The following is an 18,843-nucleotide window of genomic DNA, read 5'->3' as shown; positions in this document are numbered from 1 at the left end:
CGCGGCCAGCACGCGCGGTCTCCCGAGGTCCTCCAGCATGGCGGCAATCCGCGCCGCCGGCTGGTCGGCGCCGAGCGGCGCATAGGCGGCCCCGGCCATCAGGATGCCGTAGATGGCGACGAGCAGGTCGGGCGAGCGCGGCGCGCAGACCGCCACCGTGTCGCCCGGCCGCACGCCGGCGGCGACCAACTGGCGAGCCACCGCGCCGGCGCGGGCGGCGACGCGGCGGTAGTCGAGCGGCGCTTCGCCGTTCCACAGGATCGCAGGCGCGGCCGGGGACGCGGCGACGCGGTCGAGGAACGGCCGCACGATGGTGCGCTCGGTGTCGAGCGGTCGCGTCGTCGCGTTGAACCGCTCGACCACCAGCGCGCGCTCGGCCTCGGACAACGCCTGCAGGCGGCCGACCGGCGCGTCGGGATCGGCGAGCACGCCTGCGGTCAGAGTCTCGAGCCGGCCGAACAGCTCGCCGATGGTTGCGGCATCGAACAGGTCGGCGCTGTATTCGATCTGGCAGACAATCCGGTTGCCGCTCCGGCCGAAATGAAATGCCAGATCGAACTTGGCGAATGGAAACGTGATCGGTGTGACCCGCGTCGCCAGGCCGGGCAGGTTCGGCGGAGTGAGCTCGTCGGACTGCCAGGCCACCAACACGTCGAACAGGGGATTGCGGCTCAGATCGCGCGGGGCGCCCGCCGCCTCCACCAGCGACTCGAACGGACAATGCTGATCGGCAATGGCCTGCAGACAGGTGGCGCGTGTCTCGCTCAGCAGCCGACGAAAGGTGGCCGCCGGATCGATGCCCTGCCGCAGCACCAGCGTGTTGACGAAGAAGCCGACGGAATCCTGCACGTCCCACAGGTCTCGTCCGGCGACCAGCGTGCCGAGCGCCAGGTCCCGTTGACCGGTCAACCGGTACAGCAGTGCCTGCACGAGCGCGGTGACCACCACAAATGGCGTGGCCGATTCCGACTGGGCCAGACGATCGAGCGCCTCGCGGCGATCGGCGTCGAAGGCAAACGCGATCGTGTCGCCGCGAAAGCTCCTGACCGGCGGCCGGCGGCGGTCGGCGGGCAAGTCGAGCGGTTCAGGAAGCGGAGTGAGCCGTTCGGTCCAGCGATCGAGGAGCGCCTTGCCCGCGCTGCTGTCGGCGGCTGCGCGCTGCCACGCGGCCACCTCCTGAAACTGCACGGCCGGCGCGGGTGGCAAATCCTGGGCTGCGCCAACCGCTCGAGAGTAGAGCGCGCCCAGGTCGCGGACGATGATGCCGGTGGACCAGCCATCGACGATGGCATGGTGCAGCACCAACACGACCCGCCAACTCGAGGGACCCAACTGCATCAGGGCGGCACGGGCGCCGACCTCCCGGTCCAGGTGGAAGGGGCGAGCCAGTTCGGTCGCGAGCCGGGCGTCGGCGGCCGCGGCGGGATCGGTCTCGCCGCGCAAGTCGATCCGGGACGGGGCCAAGCTGCCCACCGGCGACAGATGCTGTCGCAGACGGCCATCCGCCCCATCGACGACGCGCAGGCGCAGCGCGTGGTGTCGTTCTTCGAGTGCCACCAGCGCGCGGACAAGAGCGTCGGCGTCGAGCGGCCCGTCGACGTCGAAGACGATCGGAACGTTGTAGACACCACTTTCGGGAAACAGTCGCTGCATCACCCACAGGCGCTCCTGCCCCGGTGACAGCGCGAAGTCGGCGGCGGATTCGGTGCTCGCCGTGCGTGGCACAGCCGGCGCAGACACCAGCGAGCGCAGCGCGTGAACGTCGCGCTTGCCGTTGGCGTTCACGGGCAGGACGGGTACCGCCACGAAACGGGCGGGCATCATGTAGATCGGCAGGCGTTCGGCCAGCCGTCGGCGCCACGCGCCCTCTCCGTCGATACCGTCGGCCGCGAGGCACGCAACGAGCGTCCGGTTACCGCCTTCCCCGATCACGACGACCGCGGCCTCGCGCACGTCCTCGCACTCGGCCAGAACGGCTTCGATGGCGGTGGTCTCGATGCGGTGGCCTCGAATCTTCACCTGCCCGTCGCGTCGGCCCCCGAACTCGATCGCGCCGTCGCGGCGCCAGCGCACGATGTCGCCACTGCAGTAAACGCGTTCGCCGGCGCCCCAGGGCAACGTGATGAATGACTCAGCGGTCTGCTCCGGGCGCCCGGCGTAGCCCAGCGCCAAGCCGTCACCGGCGCAGAGGAGTTCGCCCCAGACGTCGACAGGAACCGGATGACGCCGCTCGTCCACCACGTAAACGCGTGTGTTGGCAATCGGGCGGCCGATGGGAATGGGGCCATCGAGGTCCGCCGCACCGATCTCGTGCAGCGTCGTGAAGCCGCAGTTCTCGGTCGGGCCGTACACATTAGCCAACCTCAGACCCGGGCAAGCCTCGACCACTCGCCGAACGTGCGCAGGACTGATCGCCTCGCCGCCTGTGACCAACCGCTCGAGGCCGGCGAAGATCGCCGGCGCCTCCTCGGCCGCGAGATTGAACAGCGCGGAGGGCATCCACATGGCTGTGACGCTGCCCCGGCGCAGTTCCGCTCCGAGCGCGGTCGGGTCGAGCAGGTCCCCGTCGGCAACGATGTGCAGCGTGGCACCGTTCAGCAGCGCGCTCCACAACTCCACCGTCGTCGCGTCGAATGCCAACGGTGCAAGTTGGCACATCACGTCGCCCGGGCCCAACCCCAGAATCTCGTGGTCCAGCGCGAGCCTGGCAATGGCTCGATGCGGAACGACGACGCCCTTGGCGACGCCGGTCGTTCCCGATGTGAACATCACGTAGGCCGGATCCTTGCCGTCGCGGACGGACGGCGGTGCGGCGGCCGATCCGGTGGCGGGCAGTCGGTCGAGCCGTAGCAGCGTGGCCCCGAGGGTGAGGCCTGCCAGCCGCTTGACGCCGTCGGCGTCCGCCAGGATCAGGCGGGCTTGGGCGTCGGTCATCAACTGGTGGACCATCGAGGTCGGCAGCTTGGCATCGAGCGGCAGATACGCTGCGCCCGCCTTCCAGATGCCGAGAATGGCCGCCACCGCGTCGAAGCTGCGCGTGGCCGCAAGTGCCACGGTTGGATTCGCCGGCGCGGCAATGAGCAGCGCGGCCGCAATCTCCTCGGCCCTGCGGTCGAGCGCCGCGTAGGTCATCGACGCGCCGTCCGGTCTCGTGATGGCCACGCGATCGGCATGGAGGATCGCGGCGGTGCGCCACAGGCTGGCCATCGACGCGTCTCGCGGGTAGGACGCCGAGGTAGCGTTGAACGTCTCCGTCACCAGCAGGCGCTCCCACTCGGGCAGGACAGCGAGGTCGCCGATTTCCGCGTCGGGATGGGCAGCGGCGTCGATGAGCAGCGACTCCAGCCTGGCGGCCAGCGTGCGCACGGCGTCGGCGTCATACAGCCACTCATCGTGATCGACGGTGAGGATGGCGCGGCCACCGGGCAAGCGCGCGACCTCGAAAGCGAGATCGAATGCGCCGTCGCCCGACCGGGGATCCATCTGGTCGCGCGCGTGGCCCTGCCCGTCGTCCATCACGGCCACGGCGTCGTACAGGGTGGGCGGCAGGCCGGACGCTGGCTGCAGGTCCCGCATGATGTGGCGCAGCGGATAGCCCTGGTGCGTCAGGGCCTCGGAGAGCGCCGTGGCGGTTTCAGCCAGATGCGCCGCGAAGCTGCGGCCGAGCGCTGCGGACACGCGTAGCGGTACGACGTCTGCGCGCAGCGCGTGTTCGGCATCGGGGCGACCGGCGACGGGTGTGGCGATCGACACCTCACGCCCATCGTTCTTCATCCGGGCCATCAGGACACCCACGCCGGCGATGAGCGCCGCCGCAGGGGACGTACCGCCGCACGTCGCGATGCGTTCGATCGCGGTCAGTGCCACGGCGGAGAAGTCCACCACGGTTCGCCGGGCCCGCGGCTGAGCGCCGGGCGGACGAATGTTCGTGGCCGCCGGGTCGCCGAGTTCCATGCCGCGTAGCCTGTCGAGCCAATACGTGCGGTCGGCGGTGACGCCGGACGCATCCGGCTGCGCGCACGCGGTGTCGGCGACAGGGCCGATCGACGGTGTGGGCAGCGGTTCCGCCAGGGGAGTCCGCGGACACGCGTCTGGCGCGGGCGCCTGTTCGATCAGCGCAGCCATCGTCGCCAGTCGGGTCGCGCCGAGCGCGTCAGCCAATTCGAGGCGGCCCAGCCCGCTGACCGACAGCCGGTGAATCATCCGCATCAGCAACAGGCTGTGGCCACCCAGCCCGAAGAAGTCGTCGTCTCGGCTGGTCGGAGCGGTCAGGAGGAACTCGCCCCAGATGGCGGCGAGCGTGCGCTCGGTCGCAGTGGCAAAGCCGTCGCGGGATCCCGCCGCCGCCCGAGGTTGACGTGACGGCCCGGCGTCGAGCGGTGCATCCCACTGCCGCGGCGCGTCACGCAGGAAGGCCAACAGCCGTTCCACCCAACCGGCGACCGTGGATCGGTCGAAGAGCGCGGATGCGTAGATTAGCGGTCCTTCGAGCGCGCCGCCCGGCGTGGTTTCCAGATTGAGGATCAACTCGTAGCGTGCGGCCTGGTTGTGCCTGGGCAGCACGGTAACGGTGAGTTCGTCCAGGGCGGGCACGGGCACCGAACGGGGCTGCATGGCGAAGATCGCCTGGACGAGTGGCGTCGTGACGCGCGAGTGAGGCACCGCCAACGTCTTCACCAGCATCTCGAACGGAACACGCTGGGCGGTCATGACCTCGAGGACGCTGTCGCGGACCTGGGCCACGAGGGCACCGAAGCTGTTCGCCGCGCTCACATCCACGGGGATCGCCACCGTGTTGGACAGGTAGCCGATCACGGCTTCTTCGGCAGCGTCCTCGCGGGCGGCAACCGGCGCGCCGACGAGCACGCGTGGAGTGTGGGCCAACCGCGCGAGCAGGAGTGCCCAGGCGGCGAGCATCGTCATATAGGGGGTGGCGCCCGCGCGCCGTCCGGCAGCGGCCAGCGCCGCAATCGCGTCCGGCTCCACGCGAACGGTCAATGCCTCGCCGCGCCCGTCTGCGATCACGGCGCGCGGCCTGTCTGTCGGCAGATCGAGCCTGGTGGGGAAGCCGTCGAGCGCCCGGCACAGCCGCTTCAGCGGGGCGTCGAGGTCACCGCTCGTCAGGGCCGTGCGTCGTGCGCGGGCGATGTCAGCGATGTCGCGGGTCAACGGAGGCAGCGCCGGCATCCGGCCAGCGCGAAGGGCGTTGTACGAAGTGGAGAGGTCTGCGGCAAACACGCCGTTCGACCATCCGTCCCAGGCGGCGTGATGAGCCGATACCGACAGGACGTGATGATCCGCCGCGATCGCGAACAGCGTGAAGCGGACGTGCGAGTCGGTCGCCAGATCGATGGGCCGGTGCGCGGCCGCATCCAGCGCCGCGTCCAGTGAGTTGGGCACCGCGGTCAGATCGACGACGCTGAGGCTGGCCGGCGACGGCGGGGCAACCACCTGCTCCGGTCCATCGGGACCATCGCGGAACAGACTCCGCAGTGCACCGTGCCGCGCGATCACTGCCGACAGCGCCCCGTCGAGCGCCGCGCGATCGAGCGGCCCAATGAGCGCGAAGGCGAGATGCTCGGTGTAGCTGCCCTCCGGCGTACCGCCCGCGCGGCCTTCAAGGCGGTTCAGGAACCACATGCGCTCCTGACCCGGGGAGAGCGGAGCGACGATGGGTGCGCCACCGAGACGCGCGACCGGCGCATGGCGAGGCGCGCACAGCCAGCCTTCTTCGCGAGGTTCTGCGTGTGCCGTGCGTTCAGTTGGATCGACCACGGAAGGCGTGCCCAGCAGGCGGGCCAGCCCCGCGACCGTGCTTCCCCGGAACAGCGCATTCGCCGCCACGTCGCAGCCGAGCCGATCGCTCAACCGGGCAGCGATGCGCACGGCCTGCAGCGAGTCGCCCCCGAGCATGAGGAAGTCATCCTCTGGTCCCACGGCCGCCACGCCCAGCACGTCGCTCCAGACCGCAGCGATGACGCGTTCCGCCGCGCTCACCGTGGGCGGCTGGCCGGTGGTGGTGCGGACCGAATCAGGGACGAATCGCGTCGCCGCTCCAGGCTCGATCCAGAGCCGGATGCGGTCGAACGGATAGCCAGGCACCGGAACCCGGCGGGCCGAACGGCCTGCAGCCGCCACTCGATCCACCGGTGCGCCCGCGACCCACAGCCGGCCCAGCGCTTCGAGGAACGCCCTGTGGCCGTCGCTAGTGTCCGGCGGCTGAATGGCGACCACGCGTGCTGCTGTAACACCGGCGGCACGGGCCAACCGGGTAAGCGTCGCGCCAGGACCGACCTCGACCAGCAGGCGCGCCGAATCATCCTCGACCAGGCGGCATAGACCGGCACCGAAGCGTACCGTACCGCGCAGATGGTGAACCCAGTAGGCGGGGTCGGTGGCGTCCTGCGGGCTGAGCCAATCTCCAGTGAGGTTGGAGACGATCGGAATGGCCGGAGCTCGGAGCGGCGTTCGCTCCAGCTCCGCCGCGAAGGCCTCGAGGATCGGCTCCATCAACCGGGAGTGAAACGCGTGCGACACAGGCAGACGGCGGGACGGCTTGCCGAGCGCCGCCACCGTCTTCTCGAGAGAGTCGATTTGCGCCTTGGTCCCGGCGGCCGTGCATTGCCTGGCGCCGTTGACCGCTGCCAGTTCCGCGCCGCTGGGTTCGAGCAGGGGGAACAACTCGGCCTCGGTCATGGACACCGCCAGCATTGCCCCGGACGGAGCCGAGGCCATCAGCCGGCCGCGCGCGGCGACCAGTCTCAGCGCATCGCCGAAGTCCATCACCCCGGCGAGGCAGGCTGCGACGTATTCCCCGATGCTGTGACCGATCAGGGCGGCGGGGCGGACGCCGTACGACTCCAGGGCCTTGGCCATGGCGTATCCGATGACGAACAGCGCGGGCTGGGTGATCTGCGTCTCCGAGAGTGCGGCCATCGCCCGCGCGTCGCCGTCGTCTGCGAGCAAGAGAGAGCGAAGGTCTTCCGCAGGGCCACCGCGGAGTGCGTGGTCGGCCTCGTCGATGGCTGCGCGGACGGCCGGAACGGCACGGTATAAGTCACGGCCCATGCCGGCCTGCTGGGCGCCCTGCCCGGGGAAGAGGTAGGCGGGCGCGGCGCTGGTGCCTGCAGTCTCGCCGCGCAACCCGCTGTCCGCGCGCAGTGCCGCGGCGGCTTCCGCCCGAGAGGCGGCAATGATCGCGCGGCGGCTTCTCATCGGTCGTCGTCGCGCGAGTGAAATGGCGATGTCAGCGAGCGACGTCGCGGCGCCGCTTTCGACGGACGATGCGCCGAGATGGTCGGCGACTGCCGCGGCCAGTCGGTCGCGGCGTTCCGCGGTGGGGGCCGACACCGTCAACAGGACCGGACCGTCGGACGGGGCGGGCGTTTCCGCTTCCGGGCGCGGGCCCGCGACCACGAGGTGGATGTTGGTGCCGCCCATGCCGAACGCGCTGACAGCAGCCAGGCGCGGGCGATCGACGGGCCCGGGCCAGGGCTCGGGCGCGGCGTTTACGCGGAATGGTCCGTCGGCGAAAGGGATGCGTGGATTGGAAGCCGTGAAGTGCGCGGTGGGCGGCACGGTGCCGTGGCAAAGTGCCAGCACCGTCTTGATCAGTCCCGCCATGCCGGCGGCGGCGTCGAGATGGCCAACGTTGCCCTTGACCGACCCAAGCAGCGCGGAACCTGGGGCTGCTCCGCCGTACACCAGATTGAGAGCGGCCACTTCGATCGGGTCGCCGAGCGTGGTTGCGGTGCCGTGCCCCTCGACGAAACCAATATCGGCAGCGTCGACGCCCGCCTCGTCGATCGCGGCGGTGATCGCAGCGGCTTGTCCGTCCACCGACGGGGCCGAGAAGGCGGCCTTGCAGGCACCGTCGTTGGTGATGCCGACACCCCGAATGGTCGCGTAAATGCGGTTGCCATCGGCGATCGCGTCACCCAGCCGCTTCAGCACGAGCACGGCGGCGCCAGCTCCGCCGACCACGCCGTCGGCCGCCGCATCGAAGGGTCGGCACACGCCGGCGCGCGACGCGATGCCGCCTTCCGCGGCCAGGTGGCCGTGAGGCGAGAACATGCCGAGCGACGCCGCCCCGGCCAGCGCCACCCGGCAGCGCCTTGCGCGCAAGCTGTCAACGGCCGTGGCCGTCACCGACAGCGCGGTAGAGCAGGCGCTGTTCACAGTCAGTGCCGGACCCGTCAGACCCAGCTTGTACGCGATTCGTGTCGCCGCGAAGTCCTTGTCGGAGCTGACGACGGTCGAGAAGCGATCGGCACCGCCGGCCAGGCCAACACGATCGCGCAGGTTGTCCACCAGGTAGGCGTTGAAGCCGACGCCGGCGAACACGCCGACCGGCCCTTCGGCCGCCGGATCGCAGACGGCATCCTCCAGCGCCTGCCACGCCAGTTCCAATAGCAGACGTTGTTGCGGGTCGATCTCCGCCGCCTCGCCGTGGCTGTAGCCGAAGGGCACGGGATCGAAACGGTCGGTGCCGTCGATGGCGCCATGGACCGGGATGAAATCGGCGTGATCGACAAGCGCCGCAGGCGCGCCGGCCTGCCGCAGGGTCGCGCGATCGAAGCGGCGGACGCTGTCGGTCCCGGCCATCAGGTTGGCCCAGAAGGTCGCGCGGTCGGAGGCGCCTGGGAAGCGGAAGGCCATGCCGACGATGGCAACTTCGTCGATGGTGAGGGCGCGCCGCTCCTTCCCGGTCGTGCCGGCTTCCGTTGGCAACCGCGTCGTCCGGTCGGCGCTGCCTTCCTCGCGCGACAGGTGTGCTGATAGGGCGGCCACGCTGGAGAAGCGGAACAGATCGACGGAGCTGACCGTCCGGCCTGTCGCGGCTTCGATCGCCATCAGCGCGCGGGGAACGTGCAGGGAGTGGGCACCCATTTCGAAGAGGTTGGCGGTGACGTCCACCGTGGCGCGGCCCAGCAGGTCGGCCCAGATCGCGGCGAGCGTGCGTTCCAGCGACGCGGGTCCCGTTGCCCGCACGGGAACGGCGTCTGGGGCTGGTGTGGGGAGGGCCTTCCGATCGAGCTTGCCGGAGGGCTGCACGGGCAGCGCCTCGATGTGCAACAGGCGGGCGGGCACGGCGGCGGCGGGCAACCGCTCGGCCAGCCATGCGCGCAAGGCGGAGAGATCGACGTCGCCCACGACATGCGCGACCAGCACCGCCCCGCCGGGAGCCTGGTCCCACTTGCTTGCCGCGGCAGCTTCGACGCCGGGGAAGGCGCGCAGCATCGCTTCCACCTCACCCAGTTCGATGCGGTGTCCGCGGACCTTCACTTGATCGTCCTGCCGTCCGATGAAGGCCACCTGCCCGTCGGGAAGCCAGCGAGCCAGATCGCCGGTGCGGTACAGACGATCGCCAGGAGCACCGTACGGATCGGCGACGAACGCCACGGCCGTCGAATCATCCATGCCGTGATACCCGAGCGCGAGCCCGGCGCCGCCGATACACAATTCGCCGACGTCACCGACCGGCACGCGACGCAGTTGATCGTTCAGGATGCGCACGCGACAGCCGGGCAGCGGCGCGCCGATCGGGATCTCGCGGTCGGTGACCGCGGGATCGGTGCGCGCGCCCGTCGCGTCCACCGTGCATTCGGTCGGGCCGTACATGTTGTAGACGGCGAACTGGGGCGGGCCCGCGGGCCATGCGGCTCGCGCGTCCAGCGCCGCAACGATCCGCGCGGGCAGGTCGGCGGGCATGCGCTCGCCCCCGACCACCACGCGCCGCAGGCGAGGCAGTCCACCGGTGGGCGGACGGAGCAGCAGCGGTTCCAGCTGGGACGGCACAAGGTTCAGGTGAGTGACACCGCGTGCGGCGGCGTCTGTCCAGAAGCGAGCGGGGTCGACGAGCGACGTTCGATCGGGCAACCACAGCGTGCCGCCCACGCACAGCGGGAAGAACATCTGTTGGAGAAACGGATCGAAGGAGATCGACGAGGCGGCGCACACCACCTCGTCAGCGGTGATGCCGAACCAGTCGATCATCGAGAGGATGCGCGACGACAGCGCCCGGTGCCCAATCGCCACCGGCTTGGGCCGGCCGGTCGAGCCCGACGTGTGGTAGATCACCGCGGGTCGATCGGGATCGGCCGCAACGGCGACCGGCGGATGATCACCCGGATCCCCGGACAGGTCCAACGAGGGCAGACTGCCGTCGAGCGATGCCTGCGCAGTCCGGCTGGCCAGCATCAGGCGGCAGCCCACCCCCTCCGCCATCTCGCGGAGTCGTCGAGCCGGCAGCGACGGGTCGAGGGGCACCACCACGGCGCCGGCACTCAGGACGGCGAGGAACCCGACGGGCACTTCGATCTGTGCCGAGGCGCAGAGGCCGACGCGCGCGCCCGGGGTCACCCCGGCGGCCGTTAGGCGCGCCGCCCAGCGCGTCACCAGGCGGTCGAGTGCCTCGTGCGTCAGTCGCCGCGCGCCGCCGTGCTCAACGACCGCGACGGTATCACCGTGGGTCACCGCGGCCTGAGCGCAGACGACTGTCAGCGGGCGTTCACCGATGCCAGGCGGCAGCTCCGCTCCATCCTCCCAACCAGAAGGGAGGGCTGGCGCCGCTGTCGGTGCGCGTCCGCTGAACTGCATGTCACCTACAATGCCACCGAAAGGCCCGCTACGGATACTGAAGGCTCGGTCTTGCGGCTGAGTCCTTCGACGCACAGTGACGGCTACGTACGAACACGAGCCAGAATCGCGACGACGTCGTCACAAGCATACTGTGATCGCTGCGCCTGAACTGTGGGCGGCAGCGGGTCGGCTCAGCAAGCACCGCCGAGCCTCGCCTCGCCGGGACAGCGTTCTTCGTGGTGATATACTCGGACCTCGCCCACTTGACTACGTCTGTAACACTAGCACGCGATCCGTCGCGTGGTCGTTCCCGGCCGGGCGCGCCCGCTCGATCGTCGCGGAATCTGGTGTCACACCGGTCTGGGACAGGAGGCGTCTCCCAGATCACTCCGACAGACGTCCTCCTGCAGATCCGGCAGCCGGTGCCGCGGAGATCCGCACTGCCTGCGTCGACTTGAGTCCGCCTTCATCTCCCGGTCCGCCAGCGAGCGCGGAAGGGTGAAATCTCCGTCGTCGGCATGCCGACATTGGGGAGTGTGATCGTGAATCGAGGAAGCGTGAAGATGAATCTTCTCAGCCAGGTATCGCGTGCGTTCGTCTGTGTGATCGTCGCGATCTGGATCGCCATGCCTTCCAGCGCTGCTACGCAATCTGCCGCCACACGCATTACTGGAACGGTGACGGACGAGTCGGGCGGAGCGGTTGTCGGCGCGCGGATCACGCTCGTCGACGAACGCGGGGCGGTGCGGGCCCACGCCGTGAGCGACGCGAGCGGGACGTTCCTACTGAGCCGGGTCGCGTCCGGCAAGTACGTCGTCCAGATCGAAAGCGCGAGGTTCGAGACGACGCGTTCTGACGTCATCGTCGCCGAAGACGGTGCACCGGTCGCGCTTCGCGTCGCACTCAAGGTGGCCGGCGTCAGGGAGACGGTCGACGTTGCGGCGCCGAGCGCCTACGTGCGCGACAAGGCCGTGAGCGCCACCAAGACCGACAGCCCGCTGAGCGCGACACCGCTGAACATCCAGGTGGTCCCGCAGCAGGTCTTGCAGGACCAGAAGGTCCTCATCCTGGACCAGGCGCTGACGAACGTCAGTGGCGTCAAGTCCCAGAACTACCTGGGGAGCACCGAGTTCATCTGGCTGCGCGGCTTTCCCTCGAGCAGCACGTTCATCGACGGCTTCCGCCTCGACGAGGCCCTCGTGTCCGGCCTGCGGGCGATGTCGAACGTTGACCACATCGAGGTGTTGAAGGGGCCGGCGGCGATCCTCTACGGGCGCGTCGAGCCCGGCGGGATGGTGAACCTGGTCACGAGGCAGCCGCAGGCCACGCGGAGCTATTCGTTCGAACAGCTGTTCGGATCGTGGGCCCACTCCTATACGAACTTCGACGCCACCGGCCCGATCACCGCCGGCGACACGTTGCTGTACCGACTCAACGTGTCGTTCGACACGAGCGATTCGTGGCGCGACGGCGTCCACGGCAAGAAGTTCTTCATCGCGCCTTCGTTGAAATGGAACATCAGCAAGAAGACCGAGGCGACGGTGGAAGTGACGTATGCGGACAATCCGCTGGGCGGCTTCGACAACGGCCAGAACGTGCCGTTCGTGAACGGGACACTGATTGCCCTGCCGAGGGAGAACAACGTCGCCGAGTCGCTGCCGCTCAACTTCAAGACGACGCTCGTCAAGCTGGACTGGTCGCACCGGTTCAACGACGCCTGGACGTTCCGAAACCAGATCCTGAGCAACACGGCGAAGGTCGACAGCCCGGGATACGCCGCCGTGTTGGGGTTCCTGCCGGCCGGACCGTCGTGGCTGGCCCTGCGCTACATGATTGGCCTGAAGGACACCGAGGCCAAGACGCTCGCGACGGTCTTCGACCTCACCGGACACGTCGAAACCGGCGGCCTCCGGCATACGCTGCTGGTGGGGGCCGACTTCTACCGATTCGGCGCGCCGGCGACCCTCTCGACGTCGAACCTGACCGTGGCGTCAGTCATCGACGCCGTCAACCCGCTTCACCCGGGTGTCCCCGCCTTGACACTCGACCCGACCACCCAGTTCTCGTACGACTCGACCACCAACAACTACGGCGTCTACGCGCAAGACCAGCTCACGCTGCCTCACGAGGTGCACCTGCTCGCGGGGCTGAGATACCAGAACGTGTCGCGCACAGGCTGGAAGGCCGTCGGCGGCGCCACGGTGGCGGATCCGGCGCAGTCCGACAGCGCGGTGACCCCGCGCGTCGGTGTCCTGTGGCAGGCGCAACGCTGGCTTGGCGCGTATGGCAACTACGCCGGGAACTTCGGCGCGAATACAGGCCGCGACTATCAGCTCAACCCGCTGCCGCCCGAGAGCGCGCGTCAATACGAAGCCGGCGCCAAGACCCAGTTTCTTGACGGGCGGGTGCAATCGACGGTGGCGTACTTCGATCTGACCAAGACCAATCTCGCTACTGCCGATCCGGCTCACATCGGCTTCCAGGTGGCCACTGGCGAAGTCCGCAGTAAGGGCCTCGAATTCGATCTTCAGGGCCAGATCAGGCCCGGCTGGAACGTGATCGCAACCTATACCTACACCGATATTCACGTCACCAAGATGAATCCGGGCAGCAGCTCAGGACTCATCGTGGGAAACCAGATGGCTGACGTACCGCCGAACATGGGCAGCCTGTCCACGGCGTACGCATTCCAGGATGCCCTCAAGGGATGGAAGGTCGGCGCGGGCGTGACGGCGCGCGGGGAGACCACCGACGTCACCAACAGGATTCCCTCTCCCGGCTATGTCCTGGTGGACCTGATGGCCAGTCGCGAGTTCGTGGTGGGCCCGTCGCGGATGACGGCGCAGCTCAACGTCAACAACCTGCTGAACAAGACGTACTACCTGGACGCCGCGACATCGCCGTACTTTCTCAACTGGGCGAGACTGACCTATGGCGCGCCGCGATCGGTCTCGGTGTCGCTGCGCGTCGGGTTCTGAACGAGTCAGCCGGGCGCTTCGCCGAATCTCAGAACGTCTGCACGGGGAACTGCGAAGGTTCGACGCCTCCATAGCGCTCGGTGAGCCGTTCGAAGGCGTGCGGCGGATTGTTCTCGACGTGGGCGAGGATCATCTGCGCGCACGTCTTGGCGTCATGTGTCTCCGAGTCCACGGTGAAATCGTAGTCGCCCGGCACGTGGACCTTCTCGAACTGCATGCGGGCCGCTCCCACGCCGCGTCCGGCCTGCGCCGCCTCCCGCCGTTCCAGTTCTTCCAGCGAGCAGAACACGCCGATCAGGTGGACGGCGAGGCCGCTCAGCGCCTCGCAGTAGTCGTACATCAGCACCGCGGAGGCAGCGTCCGCCACGATGAGTGAACTGCCGGCGCGAGCCATCGCCGCGAACGCCCGGTGCATGCCCGCCAGGTGGCTCCAGCCCACCGGGCCGCAGCGCGCGTTGATGATCGGCCCCGTCTCTCCCATCCGGATGACGATTTCGTACCCCTCCGCGGACAGACGGTTTCCGGGCGCGGCCCAGTCCTGCCCGTCCCGCTGGACGGCCTGGTCGACGCCGATGTATTGCTTGGGGAACATCGGCAGGAAATCATCGATGCCCGTCACCAGATACGGCTTGCCCGCGAGCGCCTGCAGCTCACGGGAGATCGTTGTCTTGCCAGAGCAGGACGCCCCGTTGATGATGATGATGTTGCCCGCGCTTCGCATCGTGAACCTCAGAATGTCTCGATTGGAAACGGTCGGAAGCCGCTGCCGACGAACCGGGCGGCGAGGATGTCGAGTGCCCGCGGCGGATGGCTCGCGACGTGGTCGAGTATCAGTTGCGCTCCCTCGTTCGGCCCGAGGGTCTCGGTGTCCACGGTCAGATCGTATTCGCCGGGCACATGGACCTTCGGAAACTGCATTCGGACCGCGCCGACCGCCCGGTTGTGCCGCGCCCGCTCGCGTCGCTCCAGTTCCTGCAGCGAACAGACGAGGCCGACGAGATAGACATCCAGTCCCTCGAGGGCGACGCAGTAGTCGCGCAGCAACACCTCGGACACCACATCTTCCATGACGATGAAGTTGCCTGCGCGGGCGATCGCGGCGACAGCGCGGTGCATGCCGGCCACGAGGTTCCAGCCAACCGGGCCGCAGCGCGAGTGAAAGGTCGGCTGTCCACCCTCGTCACGTACCGTGATCTGGAATCCCAACCGTGGCAGCGGGGCGTCCACGTCGCTCCAGCTCGACGCGGCGCGATGGACGTCTTCGTCGACCTTTCCCTTGCCCTCGAGCATCCCCTTCGTGATCGACGCGTCCACGCCGGTGAACTTTCCGGCGAGCATCGGGATGAACAACTCGGACGCCACCGCCAGGTACGGGCGATCGGTGAGGGCCCGCAGCTCACGGCTCACGGAACTCTTGCCCGAGCACGATGTGCCATTCAGCAGGATGACGTGAGGGCGATCAGACAACAGCGTCTCCCTGGGGCACTGCGGCAGAGGTGCCGTCACCGGCCGACTCTCCCGTCTGGAGCCTCCACAGTGCGGCGTACCTGCCACCGCCGGCAACCAGTTCTTCGTGGGTGCCCCGCTCGACGACGCGCCCGTCGTCGATCAAGTGGATCTGGTCGACGTGACGGATACTCGACAGCCGGTGCGCCACGTAGATGGTCGTCCTTCCGCGAGACGCCGCTTCGATCGATCGACGGATGGCAGACTCGGTCTCGTTGTCGACCGACGATGTCGCTTCGTCGAGAATCAGGATGGGCGGGTTCTTGAGCACAACGCGGGCGATCGACAGACGCTGCCGCTGGCCGCCGGACAGCTTCTGGCCCCGTTCGCCGACGATGGTGTCGAGGCCCTCTGGCAGGTCCTGGATGAAGCCGGTGGCTTCGGCGATCCGGGCGGCCTCCCATACCTCCTCGCGAGTGGCGTCGGGCCGGCCGTACAAGATGTTCTCGGCGGCCGTCCCGTTGAAGAGAAACACGTCCTGGCTCACGAGCCCGATCGCCTTGCGGAGATCGTAGACGTTCAGTTCGCGGATATCCACGCCGTCGAGGAGAATGCGGCCGCCGCCCGTGTCGTACAGGCGCAGGAGCAACTTGATGAGCGTGGACTTGCCCGAACCGGTCGAGCCCACGAGCGCCACCGATCCGCCGGCGGGAATCGACAGGTCGAACCCGTCGAAGATCCGGGCACCGGACGCGTAGTGGAACGACACGCTGTCGAATACGACGGCTCCCTTGACGGCCTCCCGCTGCAGTCTGATCGGCCCCGACCTCATCGTCGGCTGCGCGTCCAGCAGCCGCGACATGCGCCGCGACGCGGCCACCCCGGTCTGATAGACGTCGTACTCGCGATCCAGGCCGCCCATGATGGAGATCAGCTGCGGCAGCATGAAGCTCTGGAGCATGAACGTGGACACCGACAACGATCCCTTGAGCACCATCGCGCCGCCATACGCCAGCGGGAGCACGAGTCCCGTGACGAGGGCGGACTTGGTGAGGCCGGCGTACTCCAGGCCCAGGGCGAAGGACTGATTGCTCTCCTCCTGCAACGTCAGGCTCGACTGGCAGAGCCGCTGCAATTCGTCGTCTTCCGCGGTGAAACTCCGGACGGTGGGCAGGCCCGTCAGGCTGTTCATCAACAGGTTCTTGGTGGCTTCTTCCTTCGCGCCCTGCGCCTGGTAGCGGCGGGAGATCTCCTTGTGGTACCTCCGGAAGAGCGCGTAGATGAACGGAACCGGTATGAGGGCCAGCCCGAAGGAGACCGGCGACACCCACAGCAGGAACACGCTGCCGAGCGCGAAGGTGCCGGCCTTCGAGATGATGGTGTCGGGAACGGTTTCCAGGAACCGACGGATCTGAGCGGAATCATGGTGCACCAGGCTCATCAGCTGGCTGGTGTTCTGATCATCGAGGTAGGCCATGTCCAGGTACTCGATGTGAGAGAACGCTCGCATCCGCAGGCCGTGCTCGATGTCGGTGGCATAGCGCTGCCACAGCGTATGGCTCTGGTAGTTCGTCCTCGTTTCCAGGCCCTTCAGCGACAGAAAGAACCCGCTGAATGCGGCCATTTGTGCAAGTGGTGATGTGATACCCACGGCCGCGAGAAGCGGGCTGCCGCCAGACAGCGCTGCGGTCATCAGGAGGCCGAGGCTCAGCGGACTTGCAAGCGAGAGCACGGTGTTCGACGCCGTGCTGCCGGCCGCCTTCCAGCGCAGGTGCGTGTCCTTCTCGACCGAGCGGACGAGGGCGCGCACGGAATCACCGGTCTCGGCTCCCTCGGGTTCAACTGCCGGCAGAGCCGCCGGCAACACCAGCCCGTCCGCCACCTTCTCGAACACCCGCAGGATGACCTTTCGGACGTCGCTGAGGGCCCGCTCGTCGAACACCACCAGCACACGGCCGGTGGCGGCGTTGACGCGCGCGTCGAGGACGCCGATCTCCTCTCGCAACCGGGTCTCGATCTGCCGGGCCAGCAGCGGCTTGCGCCACAGGATCTGGGCGTCCCAGCGCTGCCGGCCGGGCAGTGAGGACCGAAGCGTGAGCCAGTCGTCGGCGACGTGTTCCGGCGTCATTGGGCGGCTATCGGCGGCGGCGGGTGGCTCGGGACGACCTCCGCGTAGACATCCTCGACGTCTTCGCGCACCGTCTCCTGAATCTCCTCGAGGCTGAGGCCCTTGTCGACGTCCTGCCTGATCTTGGCGGTCAATGTGACATCACGGGGATCCTGCGCGCCAATGAGGGCGCTGGCGAGGTTCTTCCCCGTGAAGGACAGGCTGATTGAATTGGCCGCGACCAGGAGTGCGGCCGGAATGCCCAAGGCGAACCCGGCGGCGACCCCCACGCCCACGTGAAGCAGGCCCGGCTTGACCTTGCCATCGAGCAGCAGGCTCGAGCCCGGGAGCAAGAGCATGTCGGCCGCGACTCTCAAGCCGCGTCCGATGGGCGTCGTCTTCGTGTCAGGCATAGAGACCTGCATTATGCCACGAGGCCTTGCCCCGCGCGCTCGAGCCAACCCGGCAGATGGGGCCGGGAAGGCGCTATCATTTAACCCCATGAATCATCGCCGCCTTGCATGTCTCGTCCTCGCCGGGTTTCTGGTCTTCGCTCGTGGCGCAGCCGCGCAAGGACCCGGTACGCCAGACCTTCGGGCCCCGCTCGATCCGATTCACAACGCGCAAGCGGTGTCGGGGTTCGAGAGGGATGTCATCGCCGCCATTCGGCAGAACATCCCGCGGTGGGCGACGCCCCGGATCGACGAGACGGGGAACCTGATCGTGACCATCGGCCAGGGTCAGCCGCACCTCCTCATCACCACGAGCGTGGACGAGGACGGCTACCTCGTCTCCGACGTCACCCGCGACGGCTACCTGCGGCTCCACCGCGTGACGACGGGCGTCAACTTCAGGCTGTTCGACCAGTTCATCTACGGACAGCCGGTGTGTATCCGGACGACGAGCGGAAGGATGGTGCCCGGTGTGGCCGGGAGCGTCTCGGCCCACCTGCAGCGAGGCCGCGACGTGGCGACCGCGGCCAAGAGCCTGGACGACGTGTGGGTGGATGTCGGCGCGCAGTCCGCGGACGAGGTCGCCGCGCTCGGGGTGCAACTGCTCGACACGGTGACGCTTCGAGAACGAGGGACGGTCCTCACAGGGGGGCGACTGTCGGGGCTGGTTGCCCAGGTGCGGCAGTCGGCGGACGTGCTCCTGCGCCTTCTGATGGAACAGCGCGAGGCGCCGAAGATCGCGGGCACCCTGACCGTGGCCTGGACGACACAAGGCGCGTTCGGCGATCGCGGCGCGGCGCGCCTGGCCCGTGAGGTGGCCGCCGACCGTGTCATCGTCGTGACCCGTGCCCAGCCGGCGCGGGAACCGGACTCGAGGGGGGCACTTGGCAGCCTCGGCGGTGGCCCTGTCCTTGCGGAGACGAGCACCTGGCTGGCTGAACGCGCGCGCGAAGCGGGCGTGACGGTTCAATCGACATCCATGCTTCGTGTGCCACCGGCATGGCCCGCGGCAATCGTGCAAAGCGTGGCGCTGCCGGTGCTCTTCATGCAGACACCGGTCGAGACGGTGGATCGCGCCGACGTCGCGGGGCTCACGGCGCTCCTCCGTGCCGCGGCCGGCCTGCCCAAGACCGGCGCAGGCATCGTCGGCTCGGGCCTTGGCCACGTCCCCGACGCGCCCCACGGCCCGTTTGTCAACCTGGCGCCGCTCGTCGAGGTCTACGGCGTGTCGGGGCACGAAACGGCCGTCCGCGAAGCGGTCGCGAAGCAACTGCCGAAG

7 protein-coding genes are annotated in these 18,843 nt (G+C 68.6%); 2 read left to right on the top strand and 5 right to left on the bottom strand.

From position 1 onward, the window contains the following. The coding region (locus VGK32_06190; GenBank protein ID HEY3381340.1) for an amino acid adenylation domain-containing protein at positions 1 to 10,476 on the bottom strand (10,476 nt) is incomplete at its 3' end. 668 nt (positions 10,477 to 11,144) lie between these two features. Here VGK32_06190 and VGK32_06185 point away from each other — a divergent pair. Beyond that, positions 11,145 to 13,559: a TonB-dependent receptor gene (locus VGK32_06185; protein ID HEY3381339.1), complete on the top strand. Its 2,415-nt coding sequence runs from the start codon at positions 11,145 to 11,147 to the stop codon at positions 13,557 to 13,559. A gap of 28 nt (positions 13,560 to 13,587) precedes the next feature. Here the strand turns inward: VGK32_06185 and VGK32_06180 are convergent, their stop codons facing one another. Genes VGK32_06180 through VGK32_06165 form a run of 4 tightly spaced genes read right to left on the bottom strand, consistent with a single transcriptional unit; the run spans position 13,588 to position 17,525 of the window. After that, a complete protein-coding gene (locus VGK32_06180) occupies positions 13,588 to 14,280 on the bottom strand; it encodes a hypothetical protein (GenBank protein ID HEY3381338.1) in 693 nt (230 codons plus the stop codon). A gap of 8 nt (positions 14,281 to 14,288) precedes the next feature. After that, positions 14,289 to 15,026, bottom strand: a complete 738-nt coding sequence (locus tag VGK32_06175; GenBank protein ID HEY3381337.1) for a hypothetical protein — start codon at positions 15,024 to 15,026, stop codon at positions 14,289 to 14,291. After that, the gene (locus VGK32_06170; protein ID HEY3381336.1) at positions 15,019 to 17,133 is read right to left on the bottom strand and encodes an ABC transporter ATP-binding protein; all 2,115 of its coding nucleotides are present in this window, start codon (positions 17,131 to 17,133) and stop codon (positions 15,019 to 15,021) included. Before VGK32_06170 ends, VGK32_06175 begins: the two co-directional genes overlap by 8 nt. Further along, positions 17,130 to 17,525, bottom strand: a complete 396-nt coding sequence (locus VGK32_06165) for a DUF6072 family protein (GenBank protein HEY3381335.1) — start codon at positions 17,523 to 17,525, stop codon at positions 17,130 to 17,132. The genes VGK32_06170 and VGK32_06165 overlap by 4 nt, the downstream gene beginning before the upstream one ends. A gap of 88 nt (positions 17,526 to 17,613) precedes the next feature. On the opposite strand from VGK32_06165, the gene VGK32_06160 reads away from it, so the two are divergent. Beyond that, a partial coding sequence (locus tag VGK32_06160; protein HEY3381334.1) for a hypothetical protein occupies positions 17,614 to 18,843 on the top strand: 1,230 nt, incomplete at its 3' end.

The sequence above is a fragment of the Vicinamibacterales bacterium genome (assembly GCA_036504215.1).
Lineage (GTDB): Bacteria > Acidobacteriota > Vicinamibacteria > Vicinamibacterales > Fen-181 > FEN-299.
The sequence above is the reverse complement of the archived record's forward strand: the minus strand, read 5'-3'. Positions and strand labels throughout refer to the sequence as shown.